Origin of the sequence: Kitasatospora cathayae (assembly GCF_027627435.1) — a bacterium.
In the GTDB taxonomy this organism is placed as follows: domain Bacteria; phylum Actinomycetota; class Actinomycetes; order Streptomycetales; family Streptomycetaceae; genus Kitasatospora; species Kitasatospora cathayae.
The window spans coordinates 7,221,742-7,238,363 of sequence record NZ_CP115450.1; the positions used below are offsets into that span (position 1 = coordinate 7,221,742).

The following is a 16,622-nucleotide window of genomic DNA, read 5'->3' on the forward strand; positions in this document are numbered from 1 at the left end:
CTCTCAAGGAAGAGGGCAGGGAGGCCCCGCCATGACCAACGTGACGCTGGACCCGAAGGTTTCCACGGTCCCCGCCGCTCCCGCCGCCCAGACCGCAGTGCTCGACGACGCCCACGTCGGCGACATCAAGGGCGCGCTCGGCACCATCCGGCTCGACGACACCACCCCCCGCAGCGGGCTCTCCGCCCGGCTGAAGACCCTGCTCGCGATCATCGGCCCCGGCCTGATCGTGATGGTCGGCGACAACGACGCCGGCGCCTTCTCCACCTACGGCCAGGCCGGGCAGAACTACGGCACCCAGCTGCTGTGGACGCTGCTGATGCTCGTCCCGGTGCTGTACGTCAACCAGGAGATGGTGCTGCGCCTGGGCGCCGTGACCGGCGTCGGCCACGCCCGCCTCATCCTGGAGCGGTTCGGAAAGTTCTGGGGCGCGTTCAGCGTCATCGACCTCTTCCTGCTCAACGCCCTCACCCTGGTCACGGAGTTCATCGGCGTCACGATGGCGGCCGGATACCTCGGGCTGCCGAAGGCCGCCTCGGTGGTGCTGGCGGCCGCGATCATCATCGCCTCGGCCTTCACCGGCTCCTTCCAGCGCTTCGAGCGGGTGGCCATCACGCTGTGCGTCGGCTCGCTGCTGCTGGTGCCGATCTACTTCATGGTCCACCCCAAGACCTCGCAGATGGCCCACGACTTCGTGACGCCGGTGCTGCCCGGCGGCTCCGGCCAGCTCGCGGCCGTGATGCTGGTCATCATCTCCATCGTCGGCACCACCGTCGCCCCCTGGCAGCTGTTCTTCCAGCAGTCGTACGTCATCGACAAGCGGATCACCCCGCGTTTCATGAAGTACGAGAAGGTCGACCTGTGGATCGGCATCGCGATCGTGATCGTCGGCGCCGCCGCGATGATCGGCCTCACGGCAGCGGCCTTCGCGGGCACCGACGGCTTCGGCCAGTTCTCCGACGCGGCCGCCGTGGCCAAGGGCATCGAGGACAAGGCCGGCCACCTGGCGGGCGTGCTGTTCGCCATCGCGCTGCTGGACGCCTCGATCATCGGCGCCTTCGCGGTGTCCCTCTCGACCGCCTACGCGATCGGCGACGTGTTCGGCATCAAGCACTCGCTGCACCGCGGGGTCAAGGGCGCCAAGGGCTTCTACGCGGTGTACGCGGGCCTGGTGGTGGTCGCGGCGGCGATCACCCTGCTGTCCAACGCCTACACCCAGGGCCTGATGACCCAGTTCGTCCAGGTGCTGGCCGGCGTGCTGCTGCCCTCCGCGACGGTCTTCCTGCTGCTGCTCTGCAACGACAAGGCCGTGCTCGGCCCGTGGGTCAACGGCCCCAGGACCAACGCCTTCACGGGCGCCGTGGTCGGCGTGCTGGTCACGCTGTCGCTGATCCTGACCGCCTCGGTGGTCTGGCCGGACATCAGCTCGGACGCGATCCTGTGGATCATGGCCGGCTGCGGGATCGCGGGCGTCCTGGTCGCCGGGTACTTCTTCCTCTTCGGCCGCAAGGGCACCAAGGAGGACCCGATCGACCGCACCGGCCGCGAGGACTGGCGGATGCCGCCGCTGGAGACGCTCGCGAAGCCGGTGATGTCCACCGCCCGCAAGGTCGGCATGGGCGCCCTGCGCGCCTATCTGCTGATCGCGATGATCATGGTCATCATCAAGATCGTGCAGACCGCGCTGAACCACTGAACCACCGGTCGCAGCCCGTACGGACGGGTGGTGAGCAGCGGCTCGCCACCCGTCCGTTCCGTTTGCCCGCGCTTCCCTGCCCGCTTTCGGCCGCGACCCCGCGGATCCCCTGGAGGAGGTGCCGTCGTGCACACCCTGACCACCGTCGAGTTCCTGGTCCGGCTCGCCACCGGCGTCGCCTGCGGCGCGCTGATCGGCGTCGAGCGCCAGTGGCGCGCCCGGATGGCCGGCCTGCGCACCAACGCCCTGGTCGCCGCCGGCGCCACCCTGTTCGTCCTGTACAGCGAGGCGGCCGGCGACACCGGCAGCCCCACCCGGGTCGCCTCCTACGTCGTCTCCGGCATCGGCTTCCTCGGCGGTGGCGTCATCCTGCGCGACGGCGCCGGCGTGCGCGGCCTCAACACCGCCGCCACGCTGTGGTGTTCGGCCGCCGTCGGGGTACTGGCCGCCTCCGGCAAGCTCGACCTCGCCGTCCTCGGCACCCTCGCCGTGCTCGCCGTCCACCTGGTGCTGCGCCCGGCCGGCCGGCTGCTCGACCGGGCCCCGCAGTCCGGCAGCGACCCGGACTCCACCTCCCGGGCCACCGTCCACCTCGAGTGCGACCGCAAGTCCGAGACCCACATCCGTGCCCTGCTGCTCCAGGCCCTGACCGCCTCCGGCCTCGCCCCCACCGGCCTGCGCGCCCGCCGCACCGACCAGGGCGACGCCACCAGCCTGCGGGCCACCGTGGCGATCAGCGGGCAGGTCGCCCCGGCGCTCGAGCTGGTGGTCACCCGGCTTTCGCTGGAGCCCGGCGTACGGGACCTCCACTGGCACCTGAACGACGAGTCGGAGGAGCCCGGCAACCCGGCCCTGGCCTGACAGGCCCTGGTGTAGAACGGAAGGACCGTCACGCGAACCTTCCCGGAGGCCCGATGCTGAAAGTCGACCCGGAGCACGGGCCGCTGGTGCCGATGCTGCTGGTGCTGACCGTGGTCACCGGCGTGGTGGACGCGGTCAGCTACCTGGCGCTGGGGCACGTCTTCGTCGCCAACATGACCGGCAACGTGGTCTTCCTGGGCTTCGCCCTGGCCGGTGCCCCGGGCCTGTCCGCCACCGCCTCGCTGGCCGCCCTCGCCGCCTTCCTGCTCGGCGCCCTGGCCGGCGGCCACCTCTCCCGGCACCTGTCCGGCCACCGGGGCCGGCTGCTGACCGTCGCCGTCGCCGTCCAGGCGGTGTTCGTCGCCGTGAGCGTCCTCCTGGCGGCGGCGGCCGGCCACACCTCCGGGGGCGCCCGCTACCCCCTGATCGTCGTGCTCGCCTTCGCCATGGGCGGCCAGAACGCGGTGGTCCGTGCGCTGAAGGTCCCCGACCTCACCACCACCGTGCTCACCATGACCCTCACCGCCCTCGCCGCCGACCGCACCGGACTCCGCCGCCTCGCCTCGGCCGTCTGGATGTTCGCCGGCGCCCTCCTCGGCGCCCTCCTGGTCCTCCACGCCTCCGTCCCCACCGCCCTGGCCCTGGCCCTCGCCCTGCTGGTCGCCGTCGCCGCCCTCATCCACCACGCGGCCAGGCCCACCCCGGCCCCGGCCTGGACCCAACGCCGTTGAGGGTCAGTCCTCCAGGCGGTTCTCCGCGCGGCCGCTCCAGAGTGGTTCCAGGCGGGCCCAGGCGGAGGTCCAGTCGGCTTCGGCGCGGCGGTCGAGGACGTGCAGGCGCAGGCGCAGCGCGAAGACGAGGAGGGCGAGCAGGGTGAGGAGGCCGCCGGCGCCGGTGCAGGCGGCGGAGACGGCGAGGGCGGCGCGGTTGACCGGGGGAGTCGTGGCGTTGCCGGCCGGGTCGACCCAGATGGGGACGACCGTTCCGGCGGTGGCCGTGCGCGGGGCCAGCGCGGTGCCGGTGTGCCGGGTGGCTCCGGGGTAGGTCCAGGAGGCCTCGACGTCGATCCGGTTGTCGTAGCCGCCGGAGAAGCGGCTTCCGGTGACGCCGCCGTGTTCGGTGGCGGCGGCGGTCACGACGGCGTCGACCCGGTGCAGCCGTGCCCGCTCGGCGTCGGCCCGGGGCGCGGTGGTGCGGTAGAGCAGCAGCGCGCCGCCGACGGCGAGGGCGGTGGCCAGCAGCCCGCCGAGGACGGTGAGCAGCCAGGCGCGGGCGCGGGCCCGGTCGAGGGGGCGGGCCAACGGTTCGTGCCGGGCACCGAAGGCCCGCCGCAGCCGGCGGCCGGTTCGCCGCGGGAGCGACGCGGGCCGTGCTGGGCGGGATGTGCTGGACACGCTGAACTCTCCTCAACGACGCGGATGCGTACGGGGGTTTCGTTACCCAATCTCCACCCGAGCGCCCCCTCCGCACAAGAGTGGTGCGGGCGCGTAGTACCGCCGGCCCCGGCCACCCGGGACGTTCGGCCCTCGGCAGCCGGTGCCGGTGCGGGCAGGGTGGAGTCCGGCCGCGCTCCCCGTGCCTGGGCGCGGTGCCGGCCCGGTCGGACCGTGGGGGTTCCGCCCGGCGCCGCGGAGCAGGGGGCGGTCGTGGGGGCCGCCTCCTGCCCGCCCAGTCCCGGGAGTTGACGTTTCGCCAGGTCAACGCCGTATTCTTCCCAGCTATACACTCGGTGTATATCCCTGGTGTATGGTCCTCCCCATGAGTGTTCCTCTGACCCTCCTCGGGCTGCTGGAGCGGGAGCCGAGTCACGGCTACGACCTCAAGCGCGACTACGACTCCCTCTTCGGCCGGGGCAAGCCCCTCCCGTACGGCCAGGTGTACGCGACCCTCGGCCGACTGGCCCGCGACGGCAAGGTGATGGCCGGTGAGGCCGAACCGGGCGACGGGCCCGAGCGCAAGCGCTACGTCATCACCGAGGCCGGGGCGACCGAGTTCGAGACCTGGCTCCAGGACCCGGTCGCGCCCGAACCCAACCTGCAGTCGGTGCTGTTCACCAAGGTGGTGCTGGCCCTGATGCTGGGCCGCGACGCCGAGACGTACCTGGACACCCAGCGCGCCGCCCACCTGCGCCGGATGCGCGAACTCACCGAACTGCGCCGCACCGGCGCCCTGGTGGACGCCCTGCTCGCCGACCACGGCCTGTTCCACCTGGAGGCCGACCTGCGCTGGATCGACCTGACCGTCGCCCGGCTCGACGCGCTCGCCACGGAGGTGCGCTCATGACCACGGTGATCGAGGCCCGCGACATCGCCCTCGCCTTCGGCGAGACCCCCGCGCTGCGCGGAGCAAGCCTGTCCGTCCAGGCCGGCGAGGTGCTCGCCGTCATGGGCCCCAGCGGCTCCGGCAAGTCGACGCTGCTGCACTGCCTGGCGGGCATTCTGGTGCCCGACGCGGGCGAGGTGCTGTTCGACGGGCAGCGGGTGGACCGCATGGGCGAGGCCCAGCGCAGCGCCCTGCGCCGCGACAGGTTCGGCTTCGTCTTCCAGTTCGGCCAGCTGGTGCCGGAGTTGACGGCCGAGGAGAACGTGGCCCTGCCGCTGCTGCTGAACGGCGTGCGCCGCGGCTCCGCGCTGGCCCAGGCCCGCCCCTGGTTCGCCCGGCTCGGCCTGGACGGCCTGGAGCGGCGCCGCTCCGGCGAGTTGTCCGGTGGTCAGGCCCAACGCGTCGCCCTCGCCCGCGGGTTGGTGGCCCGTCCGCAGGTGCTGTTCGCCGACGAGCCGACGGGTGCGCTGGACTCGCTGACCGGTGAGCAGGTGATGGAGCTGATGGTCACCTCGGCCCGGGAGCAGGGCACCACCGTCATCCTGGTCACCCACGAGCCGAGGGTCGCCTCGTACGCCGACCGCGAGGCGATCGTCCGCGACGGCCAGGCCCGTACGCTCTCCGCCGGATCGGTGGCCCCGTGATCCCCTTCTCGCTCCGGCTGGCCGTCAGCGGCGGCCGCGAGGCCGTGGCCCGGCTGCTGATGATCGCGGCGGCGGTCGCGATCGGGGTCGGACTGCTGCTGTCCACCTTCTCCAGCCTCAACGCGATCGACCGCGCCAACGAGCGGCAGCTCTGGATGAACACGGGCGCCAAGGGCGCGACCGCGGCCGCCGCGGCGGATCCGCTGTGGTGGGGCGCCCGGATGGACTACTACCGGGGGAAGACCGTCTTCCGGGCCGACCTCGCCCCGACCGGTCCCACCTCTCCCGTGGTGCCCGGCCTGAGCCGGCTGCCCGCGCCCGGCGAGTACTACGCCTCGCCCGCGCTGCAGGAGCTGCTGCGCGACTCCCCGGCCGTCGAGCTGGGGGACCGCTTCCCGGGGCGCCTGGCCGGCACCCTCGGTGACGACGCGCTCCCCTCCCCGGACACCCTGGCGCTGGTCGTCGGCCGCACCGCCGACGAGGTCAAGGCCCTGCCGAGGGCCCACACCGTCACCAGCCTCGCCACCGCGATGCCCGACGACTGCGAACAGGACTGCTACGGCGGGGGCGTGCACGGGGACCGGATGGTCCTGGTGCTCACCGTGGTGGCCGCCGCGCTGATCTTCCCGGTGCTGATCTTCATCGGCACCGCGACCCGGCTGTCCGCCGCCACCCGGGAGCAGCGCTACGCCGCGATGCGCCTGGTCGGCGCGACCCCCGGACAGGTGTCGGTGATGTCGGCGGTGGAGTCCACCGTGGCCGCGGTGATCGGCACGGCCGTCGGCTTCGGCCTGTACTTCGTGCTGAAGCCGGTGGTGGCCGAAGTGCCGTTCACCGGCGACCGCTTCTTCGCCGCCGATCTGAGCCTGACCCTGCCGCAGATCGCCGGGACGCTGCTGGGCGTGCCGGTGGCGGCCGCGCTCGCCGCCCGGTTCGCGCTGCGCCGGGTCACCGTCTCGCCGCTCGGAGTCTCCCGCCGGGTCACCCCGAAGCCGCCGAGCGCCTGGCGGGTGACGCCGCTGGTGGCCGGCCTCGTCGAGCTCGGCTACTTCGTCGGCGGCAAGCCGGCGACCACCAACGGGCAGTCCGCGGCGTACCTGACCGGCTTCGTGCTGGTGATGCTCGGCCTGGTGGTCGCCGGTCCGTGGCTCACCAGGGTGACCGCCCAGGCGGTGGCCCGGCGGACCAGCCGGCCGGCCTCGCTGATCGCGATGCGCCGCCTGTCGGACGACCCGAGGGCGGGCTTCCGTTCGGTCGCCGGCCTGGTGCTGGCGCTGTTCGTGACCACCGGGACCCTGGCCATCATGGGCACCATCAACGCGAACCAGGCCACGCTGAACGGCGCTCCCGAGGTGCGCAAGGCGATCGTGGACACCCCGTTCGGCAACAAGGAGGACGCGGCCCTGCTACCGGCGGTGCCCGACCGGGTGTTGGCACAGGCCCACGCCGTCCCCGGATTCCAGGGGATCGCCCTGGTGCACGACAACCCGGCCGGGATCGGCGCGCACCAGCTGGGCGAGCGGCGGTTCGTGCCCAGCCTGGTGAGCTGCGCGGAACTCGCGCAGATCCCCGTGGTCGGCCACTGCGCCCCCGGCGCCACCGTCGCGGCGGTCGATCCCTACCAGCTGCTCGACCTGACGGACGGTAGCGGGCACGAGTGGCCGGCCGCACCGATCTCCGCGGCGGAGGCGGCCGAGCTCCCGGTACGGATGCTCTACGCGACCACCGACGGCTCGGAGGAAGCCAAGGAGCAGCTGCGGACCCTGTTCATGAAGGAGTTCCCGACCTACGAGCCGCGGTTGGCCGAGGACTGGGCCTCCGAGGGGCAGAAGAAGCTCCAGGGCTGGCGGCAGCTGGCGAACGTGGTGCTGCTGACCACCCTGCCGATCGCCGGGTGCAGCCTCGCGGTGAGCGTGGTGGCCGGACTGTCCGACCGCCGACGGCCGTTCGCGATGCTGCGGCTCAGCGGCGCGCCGCTGCGGCTGCTGCGCAGGGTGGTCGGACTGGAGAGCGCGCTGCCGCTGCTGGTGGTGTCGGCGCTCGCGATCGGAACGGGCTTCGCGGCGGCGGCGATGTTCCTCAAGGCGCAGATGGACTACGGCCTGGTGTCCCCGGACCTCACCTACTACGGGCTGACCGGCTTCGGGCTGGTCGCCTCGCTGGGGATCATCGCCTCGACCCTGCCGCTGCTGGCGAGGATCACCGGGCCGGAGGCGGCCCGCAACGGCTGAGCCCCGCACCGGAGTCGGCCGCCCCGTCGCCCGTGGATCAGCGGGCGACGGGGTAGCCGTGCGTCCCGTCCCGCCGTACGCCGTCCAGCCCGGGCAGCCAGCTGCCGAGCACCAGCGCGGACGGGTAGAACATCGGCTCCGGCAGCGCGTCCACCGCGAAGCGCTCCCAGCCGGCGCAGGCGTGCGGCTCGGTGACCACCGCCTCGGCCAGGCTCGGCGGCGCCAGCACGGCGGCGGTCAGCCGGGGCCGGCCGAGCTCGTGGTCCAGGTGCACGGCGAGCACCCGCATCGCCTCGGCGGGCAGCACGATCCCGGTCTCCTCGGCGAGTTCGCGGGCCGAGGTCTGCTCGAAGGACTCGCCCGGGTCGACCTTGCCGCCGGGCAGGCTCCAGGTCGGCGGCTCACCGGCCGTGGTGCGGCGGCCGATCAGCACCCGGCCGTCCCCGGTGGGCACGATGATCCCGGCGCCGAGCAGCGGTGCGGGTGCTGATGCGGTGGTCAAGTGGCCATCTCCTTCGGGTGGTTACCAGTTGGCGCGCTCGTAGTCCTTGAGGAAGCAGCCGTACAGGTCCTCGCCGGCCTCGCCGCGCACGATCGGGTCGTACACCCGGGCCGCGCCGTCGACCAGGTCGAGCGGGGCGTGGAAGCCCTCGTCGGCGAGCCGCATCTTGTCCGGGTGCGGTCGCTCGTCGGTGATCCAGCCGGTGTCCACGGCGGTCATCAGGATGCCGTCGCTCTGGAACATCTCCTGCGCGCTGGTGCGGGTGAGCATGTTGAGCGCGGCCTTGGCCATGTTGGTGTGCGGGTGACCGGCGCCCTTGTAGCCGCGCGAGAAGACGCCCTCCATCGCGGAGACGTTGACCACGTACTTGCGGCGGGACGCGGAGGCGGCCATCGCCGGGCGCAGCCGGCTGATCAGGATGAACGGCGCGGTGGAGTTGCAGAGCTGGACCTCGAGCAGCTCGACCGGGCCGACCTCGCTCACGGTCTGCACCCAGCTGTTGGTGTCCGCGAGGTCGGGCACCAGGCCTCCGGCGTCGATCGCGGTGCCGGCCTCGATCCGGGCCGGGGTGGCGGAGCCGGTGACCAGGGCGAGCGAGGTGACGTCCTCGGCGGCCAGCCGCCGTTCGCCGCCGGTCGCCTGGTGGGGGAGGGCGGGCAGGTCGACGCTGCCGCTGTTGAAGCGGCCGATGGTGGTGGCCTGCGGCAGCTCACCGGCCGGCAGTGGGGCGGACTCGGCGTTGACCAGCTCGCGGTAGGACTCCGGCGGGCGGCGGACGGTCTGCGCGGCGTTGTTGATCAGGATGTCCAGCGGGCCGTCGGCGGCGACCTCGTCCGCCAGGGCCATCACCTGCGCGGGGTCGCGCAGGTCGATGCCGACGATCTTGAGGCGGTGGATCCACTCGGCGCTGTCCGGCATCGCCTTGAAGCGGCGGATCGCGTCGTTGGGGAAGCGGGTGGTGATGGTGGTGTGGGCGCCGTCGCGCAGCAGCATCAGCGCGATGTACATCCCGATCTTGGCCCGGCCGCCGGTCAGCAGCGCGCGCTTGCCGGTGAGGTCGGCCCGGGCGTCCCGGCGGGACCGGTTAAGGACCGCGCACTTCTGGCACAGGTTGTGGTAGAAGGCGTCGACCTCGACGTACCGGCCCTTGCAGATGTAGCAGGAGCGCGGCCGCTCCAGGATGCCGGCGATCTCGGTGGTGGTGACGGTGGTCAGACCGAAGGCGCCGGCCGTCTCGTCGTCGATCCGGCTCGGGGCGCCGGTCGCGGTGCGGGCGGTGACCGCGCGGTCGTTGGCCGTCTTGCGGGCCCGGGTCTCCTGGCGGCGGCGCTGCTTGAGGGTCCGGAATATGCCGCCGACCGCCTTGCGGACGGTGATCGCGTCCGGGTGGTCGACGTGCAGCTGGTCGAGTTCCGCGAGCACCTCCAGGCAGAGCCGCAGCCGCTCGGCGTCGAGGCCGGGACCGTAGTCGATCTCCTCCCCGCTCAGACCCTGCTCGATGTCGATCTGCTCGATGCTCACGCCCGCTGCCGCTTTCCCAGTCGCCTCGCCGTTACCGCGTGAATGCTACGGGAGCGGTACCGGCCGGGGCGAAAAGTTGATCTGGGGCCGGGTGTTTGGAGGATCCTCCATGTCTACGCGCGGAGCATTGATCATGCTTTGTGCACAGCACCAGCAATGCTCCTCGAACTGGCTTTTGACCCCGCGCTCACGGAGAATCGAATGCTGGGTGCAGGGCGCCCGAGTGCGCCCCGGCGGCCCTGCCGCACCCGCACCCGAGGTGTAATTTCTCCCAGCCAGAGAGCCCATTCATGCGTTTCCTGAACGACCTCAAGCCCTCGTACGACCTGACGTACGACGACGTCTTCATGGTCCCGAGCCGTTCCGCCGTGGGCTCCCGGCAGGGCGTCGACCTCTCCTCGAACGACGGCACCGGCACCACCATCCCGCTCGTCGTCGCCAACATGACCGCCATCGCGGGCCGCCGGATGGCCGAGACCGTCGCCCGTCGCGGCGGCCTGGTCGCCATCCCGCAGGACATCCCGACCGAGGTCATCGCCGACGTCATCTCCTGGGTCAAGCAGCGCCACCTGGTGGTCGACACCGCGATCACCCTGACCCCCGGCGCCACCGTCGCCGAGGCGCTCTCGTTGCTGCACAAGCGCGCCCACGGCGCCCTCGTGGTGGTCGAGGACGGCAAGCCGGTCGGCGTGGTCACCGAGTCCGACTGCCAGGGCGTCGACCGCTTCACCGGCCTCGCCGACATCATGTCCCGCGACCTGCTGGTGCTGGACGAGGACATCGACCCGCGCGCGGCCTTCGACAAGCTCACCGAGGCCCACCGCAAGCTCGCCCCGGTCGTCGACCGCGACGGCAAGCTGGTCGGCATCCTCACCCGCAAGGGCGCGCTGCGCGCCACCCTGTACACCCCGGCCGTGGACGCGAACGGCAAGCTGCGGATCGCCGCCACCGTCGGCATCAACGGCGACGTCGCGGGCAAGGCCAAGGCGCTGATCGAGGCCGGCGCGGACGTGCTGGTGGTCGACACCGCGCACGGCCACCAGGAGAGCATGATCAGCGCGCTGCGCGCGGTGCGCGGCCTGGACCCGCAGATCCCGATCGTGGCCGGCAACGTGGTCTCCGCCGCCGGTGTCCGCGACCTGGTCGAGGCGGGCGCCGACATCCTGAAGGTCGGCGTCGGCCCGGGCGCCATGTGCACCACCCGGATGATGACCGGCGTCGGCCGCCCCCAGTTCTCCGCCGTCCTGGAGTGCGCCGCCGAGGCCCGCCGGCTCGGCAAGCACGTCTGGGCCGACGGCGGCGTGCGCCACCCGCGCGACGTCGCCATGGCGCTGGCCGCCGGTGCCTCCAACGTGATGATCGGCTCCTGGTTCGCCGGGACCTACGAGTCCCCGGGCGACCTGCAGACCACCGCCGACGGCCGCCAGTACAAGGAGAGCTTCGGCATGGCCTCGGCCCGCGCCGTGAGCAACCGCACCGCCCAGGACTCCTCGTACGACCGGGCCCGCAAGGCGCTGTTCGAGGAGGGCATCTCGCACTCCCGGATGTTCCTCGACCCGGCCCGCCCGGGCGTGGAGGACCTGATCGACTCGATCGTGGCCGGCGTGCGCAGCTCCTGCACCTACGCGGGCGCCAACACCCTGGAGGAGTTCCACGAGAAGGCGATCGTGGGCGTCCAGAGCGCGGCGGGCTACGCCGAGGGCAAGCCGCTGCACTCCAGCTGGGCCTGACCGCCCGGGTCCGTTCCGTCGGGCGCTCCGCTGAGCGGGGCGCCCAGGCTCTCGTCGGCCGTCCGGTTCCTCGCTTCGGGGGGCCGGGCGGCCGTGGCCGTGCCGGGGGCGTCCGGGTGCCTGGTACCGGTTGCGGTGTCGGCGTGCCCGCCGCAGCCGTCGGACGCCGGCAGCGGCAGCAGCAGGGCGTGGCCGAGCAGCCCGACCGAGCCGTCCAGTGCCGCGGCGAACGCCCGGGCCGCGGCCGGGAGCCGGCGCAGCTCCCACAGCGCCTGGACGGCGGACCAGGCCCCTTCGCGGGCGGCCTCGACCGACCAGGCGCCGAGCAGGTGGGTCAGCGGCTCGGCGCACCCCGGCAGCTCGGGCGTGGGCAGCAGCTGCTCCCGGACGGCCGACTCCACCCCGGCGAGCACCCCGTTGATCCGGTGGTAGTCCTGCTCGACGTCGGCCGGCTCGCAGCCCCGGCGACGGCACAGGTCCACCACCGCCAGCGGCAGGTCGTGCTGGATGTGGGCGTTCATCCCGGCCAGCGCGAACTGCAGCGGGTGCACACCCGGGTGGGCGCGCAGCGCGAACAGCGGCCGCCAGCAGGCGGGCGGTTCCTGGCCGGCCGCGTCGGCGGCCACGGCCAGCAGGTACCGTCCGGCGAACACCGCGTCCAGCTCGGCCATCGCCGGCGGGTCGGCGAAGTACCCGTCCGCGAGCCGGTCGCGGACCGCCTCCGTGACGGTGAGGTAGAGCCGGTTGAAGACCGCCACCCCGTCGGCGAGGGGCAGGGCCGCCGAGATCTCCCGCAGCCGGCCGACCACCTCCTCGACGGTCACCGGTGTACGGGCCGTCGCCGGTGTAGCGGCCGTTCCCGCACGGGCCGTCGCCGCTTGGGCCGTCGCCGCTTGGGCCGTCACCGTGCGGGTCGTTGCTGAACCGGGCATGCGCCACCCTCCGATCGTGCACTGATCGCATCATCGTGGCAGCGTGGAGATGTGCCCGGTGGGCGCGGCGCGCGTCCGTCGAGCCGGTGTCACACGATCAGGCCGACCGTTCCTAATCAGTGAGCAGGAGTGAGTCTTGGACCCACGTCCCGGCACTGCGCGCATCCCGAACGGTTTTGGGTGCGCTGGTCGCCCGCGTTCTCGTTGTCCCCGTTCGGGCGCGCAGCTCGCGGCTACGGTCCGTGACGGGGCGGCGGGTTTCCTCACGCCCCCGGACGCCCGGTCCGGCCTGGACGGTCCGATGCCCACGACGATCACTCCGGTCGTCGTGGGGCGGTGCCGTCCGTCGCCGGATCGGGTGCCCGAGGGCGCGTCGCCCGATCGCGATGCTCGCGGCATCGTGCCGGGTGGTCTTACGAGTGGGCGTCGCAAGCGGCCGCTGCCAGTGCTGCGCCCCCCATTGAGAGGTGTAGGCCGGGTCCACCGCGACGATGACCAGGTCCAGCTCGGCGGCCATCGACACGAGCCGGGCGCGGAGTCTGCCAGTGGGGATGCCCGAGACGATCTGCCGGAACCTCTTCTTGCGGCCGTGTTTCTCGCGAGTGGTATCGGCGGTGAAGTCCAGGTTCTCCAGGCCGATCGCCCTCACACCGCACCGCTTCGCCCAGTTCAGGAGCCGGGTGATGGCGTGGCGGATCTGCGCGTCGCGGTGGCTTGCGGCGCCGGAGAGGTCGTAGTGGAACCGGCGGGGCTCGCCGACCGGGTTGCCATGGCGGTCGAGGTGCCAGGCCGCGAAGTGGTCGGCGGTGGTGTCCACGCCGACCATCCCGGCCGCCCGGGCCGCCTCCAGCGGCATCGTCCGCACCACCGGCCGGGTCCAGGAGGCATCCAGGTACCACCGCCCCCGCCGCACGTCCAGATGGATCCGGTACGCCACCGCCCGATTGCCCTCGATCCGGTCGGCCCGCTCGGTGTGCCGGGCAGTTCGCAACCCCTGCGCGAACGGGAGCGGACCGTGACGTGACTCCGCCCCGGCTTTGTCGATGTCCCACCTCCTGACTGGCCTCTGACCGTGATCGACCGTCGCACCCTGATCACCGGCTTCGCCGCGGCCCCCGCCCTCGGCGCCCTCGGCGCCGCCGTGGGGAGCACCACCGCGAGCGCCGTCGACCGCTACCCCTCCAACACGGCCCTCTACGCCGACCCGACCCTGGTCGAGGGCGTGGACCACCGCCGCCGCCACCGCCGGCACCTGATCGACGACCAGGGCCCACGGGACCGTACGGCGTTCATCCGGACCACCGTCATCGCCCCGCACGGCGGCGACATCGAGGGCGGCACCTCCGAGCTGTGCCTGGCCGTCGCCGGTCACCACCCCGCCGACCTCGCCCCGACCCCGGCCGCCGGGCCGGTGCACGACTTCTGGATGTTCGAGGGCCTGCGCCCCTCCGACAACCGCGCACTGCACGTCACCTCGACCCACTGCGACGACACCGTGGCCCGCGCGATGTGCGCCGGCAGCCTCAACGTGCTGTCGCTGCACGGCTGCACCACCGCCACGGCCGGTCTGGAGCCCGGTGCCCGAGCCGTCGTGATCGGTGGCCTGAACTCCACCCTCCGCCGGTATCTGATGGAGGAGTTCGCCGCAGCGGGCATCCGGGCCGTGAACGTGTCCGATGAGCACGAGCTCTCCGGTCTCGACCCGGCGAACATCTGCAACCGCAGCCTGCTCGGCACGGGCGCCCAGCTGGAGCTGACCACCGAGCTGCGCGCCGCGATGTTCACCCCGGGCAGGAACACCCGGACCGACCGGGCGGCCAACACCCTGCTGCTGTTCTGGAGCTTCACGACCGCGGTCCGGTCCGCGATCCAGCGGCTGGAGGCGACCCAGCCCATCCGGTGACGGACGGCCCGCCGGCCGCGCGGCCGACAGGCCCCGTCCGTGCGTGAAGCCCTTGCACACACACCACTGAAATCAGTCGGCCCTGCGTCGACTTCAGTACTCCCAGCGCAGCGCCAGCACCGCCGCGTCGTCGGCCAGCCCGGTGGCCCCGACCCAGCCGCGGACGTCCGCGAGCAGGGCGTCCAGCAGGTCCTCCGGGTTCCCCGCAGGCAGGCGGGGCAGACGTTCCGCCAGCGGGTAGAACCGCCCCTCGGCGTCCCGGGCCTCGGACACGCCGTCAGTGTGCAGGAGCAGCAGGTCACCGAGCCGCGGCTCGAAGCGGCCCGCCGGGTAGCCGCCGTCGGTCAGCCCGAGCAGGCCCAGCGGCGGCGCCGGGAACGGCGGCTCCAGGTCGCTCACCACGCCCGCGCGGCGCAGCAGCGGGTGCGGATGGCCGCAGTTCACGATCGTCACCGGCCCGCGGTCCGGCGCCACGTCCAGCAGCAGCGCGGTGGTGAACCGCCCGTCCTCCGACCGCGCGGTGAGCGCCGCGTCCAGTCGCTCCGCCAGTCGGGTGAGGTCGGGTTCGGTCCGCGCCGCCTCCCGGAACGCGCCCAGCACGTCCGTCGCCGTCTCCACCGCCGGCAGCCCGTGCCCCTGCACGTCGGCGAGCAGGATCCGCACGCCGATAGGGGTCTCGACGACGGCGTACAGGTCCCCGCCGATCCGTGCCTCGGCCGCCGCCGCCACGTACCGCACGGCCACCCGCAGCCGCCCGATCCGCTCCGGCGGCGGGCGCAGCAGGGCCCGCTGCGCCGCCTCGGCCACCGTCCGGACCCGGAACAGCTCCCGTTCCCGGGCCGCCACCAGGACGACGTTGGCGGCACTGGCCAGCGTCGCGGCGAGCACCGTGATCAGCGCGGTCATGTGCACTTCGGTCGGCAGATCGGTGTTGGTGGTCTCCAGCAGCCCGACCGCGAGGACGGCGATCGCCCCGGCGATCAGCGGCACCCGGGCCGTCCGGGTGGCCGCTCCGGCCAGCACCGGCGCCACCGCGAGGACGGGGGAGAGCGTCGTGCCGGGGCCGGTCACCAGGTCGGCCACGACGGCGCCGACCAGCAGCGCGAAGGCGCCGTACAGGAGCAGCCGGGTGCGTCGCGGCAGGTGCAGCGGCGGCACACCGGCGAGGCCGTCGTCGGCGGTCACAGATCCTCCAGGGCTGAGCGGGCCTACGGTCCACTCTGCTCCGCACCCCCCGCGGGCGGCACCTCGGACGAAGGCGGCCGGGCGTACCCGACTAGGCTGGGCCGCGAGATGAGACGCAAGAGCCGCCGCCCGGCCTCCCCCCTCCCGCAGCGCAACGGCGTGGACCCGGTGCACCTGCGGCTCCCGGCCGAGGGTCCCTGGCCGACCGTTCGCGCCCACCTGGTGGAGCGGCTGCCCACCGTGGCGGCCGAGCGGATCGACGCGGCGTTGCGCGGGCGGGAGATCGTCGGCGAGGACGGGCCGGTCGCGCCCGACGCGCCGTTCCGGCCCGGCGCGCACCTGTGGTTCCACCGGGACCTGCCGGACGAGGTCCGCGTCCCGTTCGAGCTGGAGGTGCTGCACCGGGACGAGCACCTGGTCGTCGTGGACAAGCCGCACTTCCTGGCCACCACCCCGCGCGGCAGGCACGTGGTCGAGACGGCGCTCTCCCGGCTGCGGCACACCCTCGACCTGCCCGCGCTCAGCCCCGCCCACCGGCTCGACCGGCTCACCGCCGGCCTGGCCATGTTCGTGGTCCGGCCGGAGGACCGAGGCGCCTACCAGACCCTCTTCCGCGACCGGCTGGTCCGCAAGGAGTACCAGGCCGTCGCCCCCTACGACCCGGCGCTGAGCCTGCCCCGCACCGTCCGCAGCCACATCGTCAAGGAACGGGGCGTGATCGCCGCCCGCGAGGTCGACGCCCCGCCGAACAGCGAGAGCGGGATCGACCTGATCGACCACCGCGACGGCCTCGCCCGTTACCACCTCCGCCCGCACAGCGGACGCACCCACCAGCTGCGGCTGCACATGTGCGGGCTCGGCGTGCCGATCCTCGGCGACCCGGTCTACCCGGTGGTGCTGCCCGAACCGGCCCCGGACGACTTCCGCCGGCCGCTCCAACTGCTTTCCTCCGTCCTCGAGTTCACCGACCCGCTGACCGGCCGCGAGCGCCGCTTCGAGAGCCGCCGCACGCTGGCCGCCTGGACCGACCCCGAGGGCTGGGCCCTCGGCGCGTCCTAGGGTTCTCGGCGCGTCCTGGGTTCGTCCCGGACAGAG

14 protein-coding genes and 1 pseudogene are annotated in these 16,622 nt (G+C 73.3%); 9 read left to right on the forward strand and 6 right to left on the reverse strand.

The features are described from left to right. Positions 1-31 precede the first annotated feature (31 nt). The 3 genes from O1G21_RS32625 (at position 32) to O1G21_RS32635 (ending at position 3,288) form a co-directional block, all read left to right on the forward strand. A complete protein-coding gene (locus O1G21_RS32625; protein ID WP_270148722.1) occupies positions 32-1,696 on the forward strand; it encodes an NRAMP family divalent metal transporter in 1,665 nt (554 codons plus the stop codon). Between the two features lie 126 nt (positions 1,697-1,822). After that, the gene (locus O1G21_RS32630; protein WP_270148724.1) at positions 1,823-2,557 is read left to right on the forward strand and encodes an MgtC/SapB family protein; all 735 of its coding nucleotides are present in this window, start codon (positions 1,823-1,825) and stop codon (positions 2,555-2,557) included. Positions 2,558-2,610: 53 nt separating this feature from the next. Beyond that, positions 2,611-3,288 carry a DUF1275 family protein gene (locus O1G21_RS32635; protein WP_270148726.1) on the forward strand — a complete coding sequence of 226 codons (678 nt, stop codon included), beginning with the start codon at positions 2,611-2,613 and terminating at the stop codon, positions 3,286-3,288. Between the two features lie 3 nt (positions 3,289-3,291). Here the strand turns inward: O1G21_RS32635 and O1G21_RS32640 are convergent, their stop codons facing one another. Beyond that, a complete protein-coding gene (locus O1G21_RS32640) occupies positions 3,292-3,951 on the reverse strand; it encodes an Rv1733c family protein (protein ID WP_270148728.1) in 660 nt (219 codons plus the stop codon). 364 nt (positions 3,952-4,315) lie between these two features. On the opposite strand from O1G21_RS32640, the gene O1G21_RS32645 reads away from it, so the two are divergent. The 3 genes from O1G21_RS32645 to O1G21_RS32655 are packed head-to-tail and all read left to right on the forward strand — an operon-like array spanning position 4,316 to position 7,754. Further along, on the forward strand, positions 4,316-4,840 hold the full coding sequence (locus O1G21_RS32645) for a PadR family transcriptional regulator (protein ID WP_270148731.1): 525 nt from the start codon (positions 4,316-4,318) through the stop codon (positions 4,838-4,840). Then, positions 4,837-5,523 carry an ABC transporter ATP-binding protein gene (locus tag O1G21_RS32650; protein WP_270148732.1) on the forward strand — a complete coding sequence of 229 codons (687 nt, stop codon included), beginning with the start codon at positions 4,837-4,839 and terminating at the stop codon, positions 5,521-5,523. Before O1G21_RS32645 ends, O1G21_RS32650 begins: the two co-directional genes overlap by 4 nt. Then, complete coding sequence (locus O1G21_RS32655; protein ID WP_270148733.1) at positions 5,520-7,754, forward strand: FtsX-like permease family protein; 2,235 nt, start codon at positions 5,520-5,522, stop codon at positions 7,752-7,754. Before O1G21_RS32650 ends, O1G21_RS32655 begins: the two co-directional genes overlap by 4 nt. Before the next feature lie 37 nt (positions 7,755-7,791). Here the strand turns inward: O1G21_RS32655 and O1G21_RS32660 are convergent, their stop codons facing one another. Both O1G21_RS32660 and O1G21_RS32665 read right to left on the reverse strand, forming a co-directional pair. Further along, positions 7,792-8,256, reverse strand: coding sequence for a nucleotide triphosphate diphosphatase NUDT15 (locus tag O1G21_RS32660; RefSeq protein ID WP_270148735.1), 465 nt, complete (start codon positions 8,254-8,256; stop codon positions 7,792-7,794). A 21-nt stretch (positions 8,257-8,277) separates the two neighbouring features. Continuing rightward, positions 8,278-9,771 (reverse strand): SDR family NAD(P)-dependent oxidoreductase, encoded by a 1,494-nt coding sequence (locus O1G21_RS32665; RefSeq protein ID WP_270151374.1) that lies wholly within the window; start codon positions 9,769-9,771, stop codon positions 8,278-8,280. A gap of 296 nt (positions 9,772-10,067) precedes the next feature. On the opposite strand from O1G21_RS32665, the gene O1G21_RS32670 reads away from it, so the two are divergent. After that, the gene (locus O1G21_RS32670; protein WP_270148737.1) at positions 10,068-11,507 is read left to right on the forward strand and encodes a GuaB1 family IMP dehydrogenase-related protein; all 1,440 of its coding nucleotides are present in this window, start codon (positions 10,068-10,070) and stop codon (positions 11,505-11,507) included. Here the strand turns inward: O1G21_RS32670 and O1G21_RS32675 are convergent. Together O1G21_RS32675 and O1G21_RS32680 are read right to left on the reverse strand one after the other, a co-directional pair. Next, positions 11,468-12,331 (reverse strand): DUF5995 family protein, encoded by an 864-nt coding sequence (locus tag O1G21_RS32675; protein ID WP_333493517.1) that lies wholly within the window; start codon positions 12,329-12,331, stop codon positions 11,468-11,470. The genes O1G21_RS32670 and O1G21_RS32675 overlap by 40 nt on opposite strands. Positions 12,332-12,551: 220 nt before the next feature. Further along, positions 12,552-13,469: pseudogene (locus tag O1G21_RS32680) on the reverse strand (IS200/IS605 family accessory protein TnpB-related protein); the annotation flags it as partial. 42 nt (positions 13,470-13,511) lie between these two features. Between O1G21_RS32680 and O1G21_RS32685 the strand changes: the two are divergent. Next, a complete protein-coding gene (locus tag O1G21_RS32685; protein ID WP_333493518.1) occupies positions 13,512-14,342 on the forward strand; it encodes a poly-gamma-glutamate hydrolase family protein in 831 nt (276 codons plus the stop codon). Positions 14,343-14,435: 93 nt separating this feature from the next. On the opposite strand, the gene O1G21_RS32690 is transcribed toward O1G21_RS32685, so the two are convergent. Then, on the reverse strand, positions 14,436-15,527 hold the full coding sequence (locus O1G21_RS32690; protein ID WP_270148739.1) for a PP2C family protein-serine/threonine phosphatase: 1,092 nt from the start codon (positions 15,525-15,527) through the stop codon (positions 14,436-14,438). A gap of 108 nt (positions 15,528-15,635) precedes the next feature. On the opposite strand from O1G21_RS32690, the gene O1G21_RS32695 reads away from it, so the two are divergent. Then, complete coding sequence (locus tag O1G21_RS32695; RefSeq protein WP_270148741.1) at positions 15,636-16,586, forward strand: pseudouridine synthase; 951 nt, start codon at positions 15,636-15,638, stop codon at positions 16,584-16,586. Positions 16,587-16,622 lie beyond the last annotated feature (36 nt).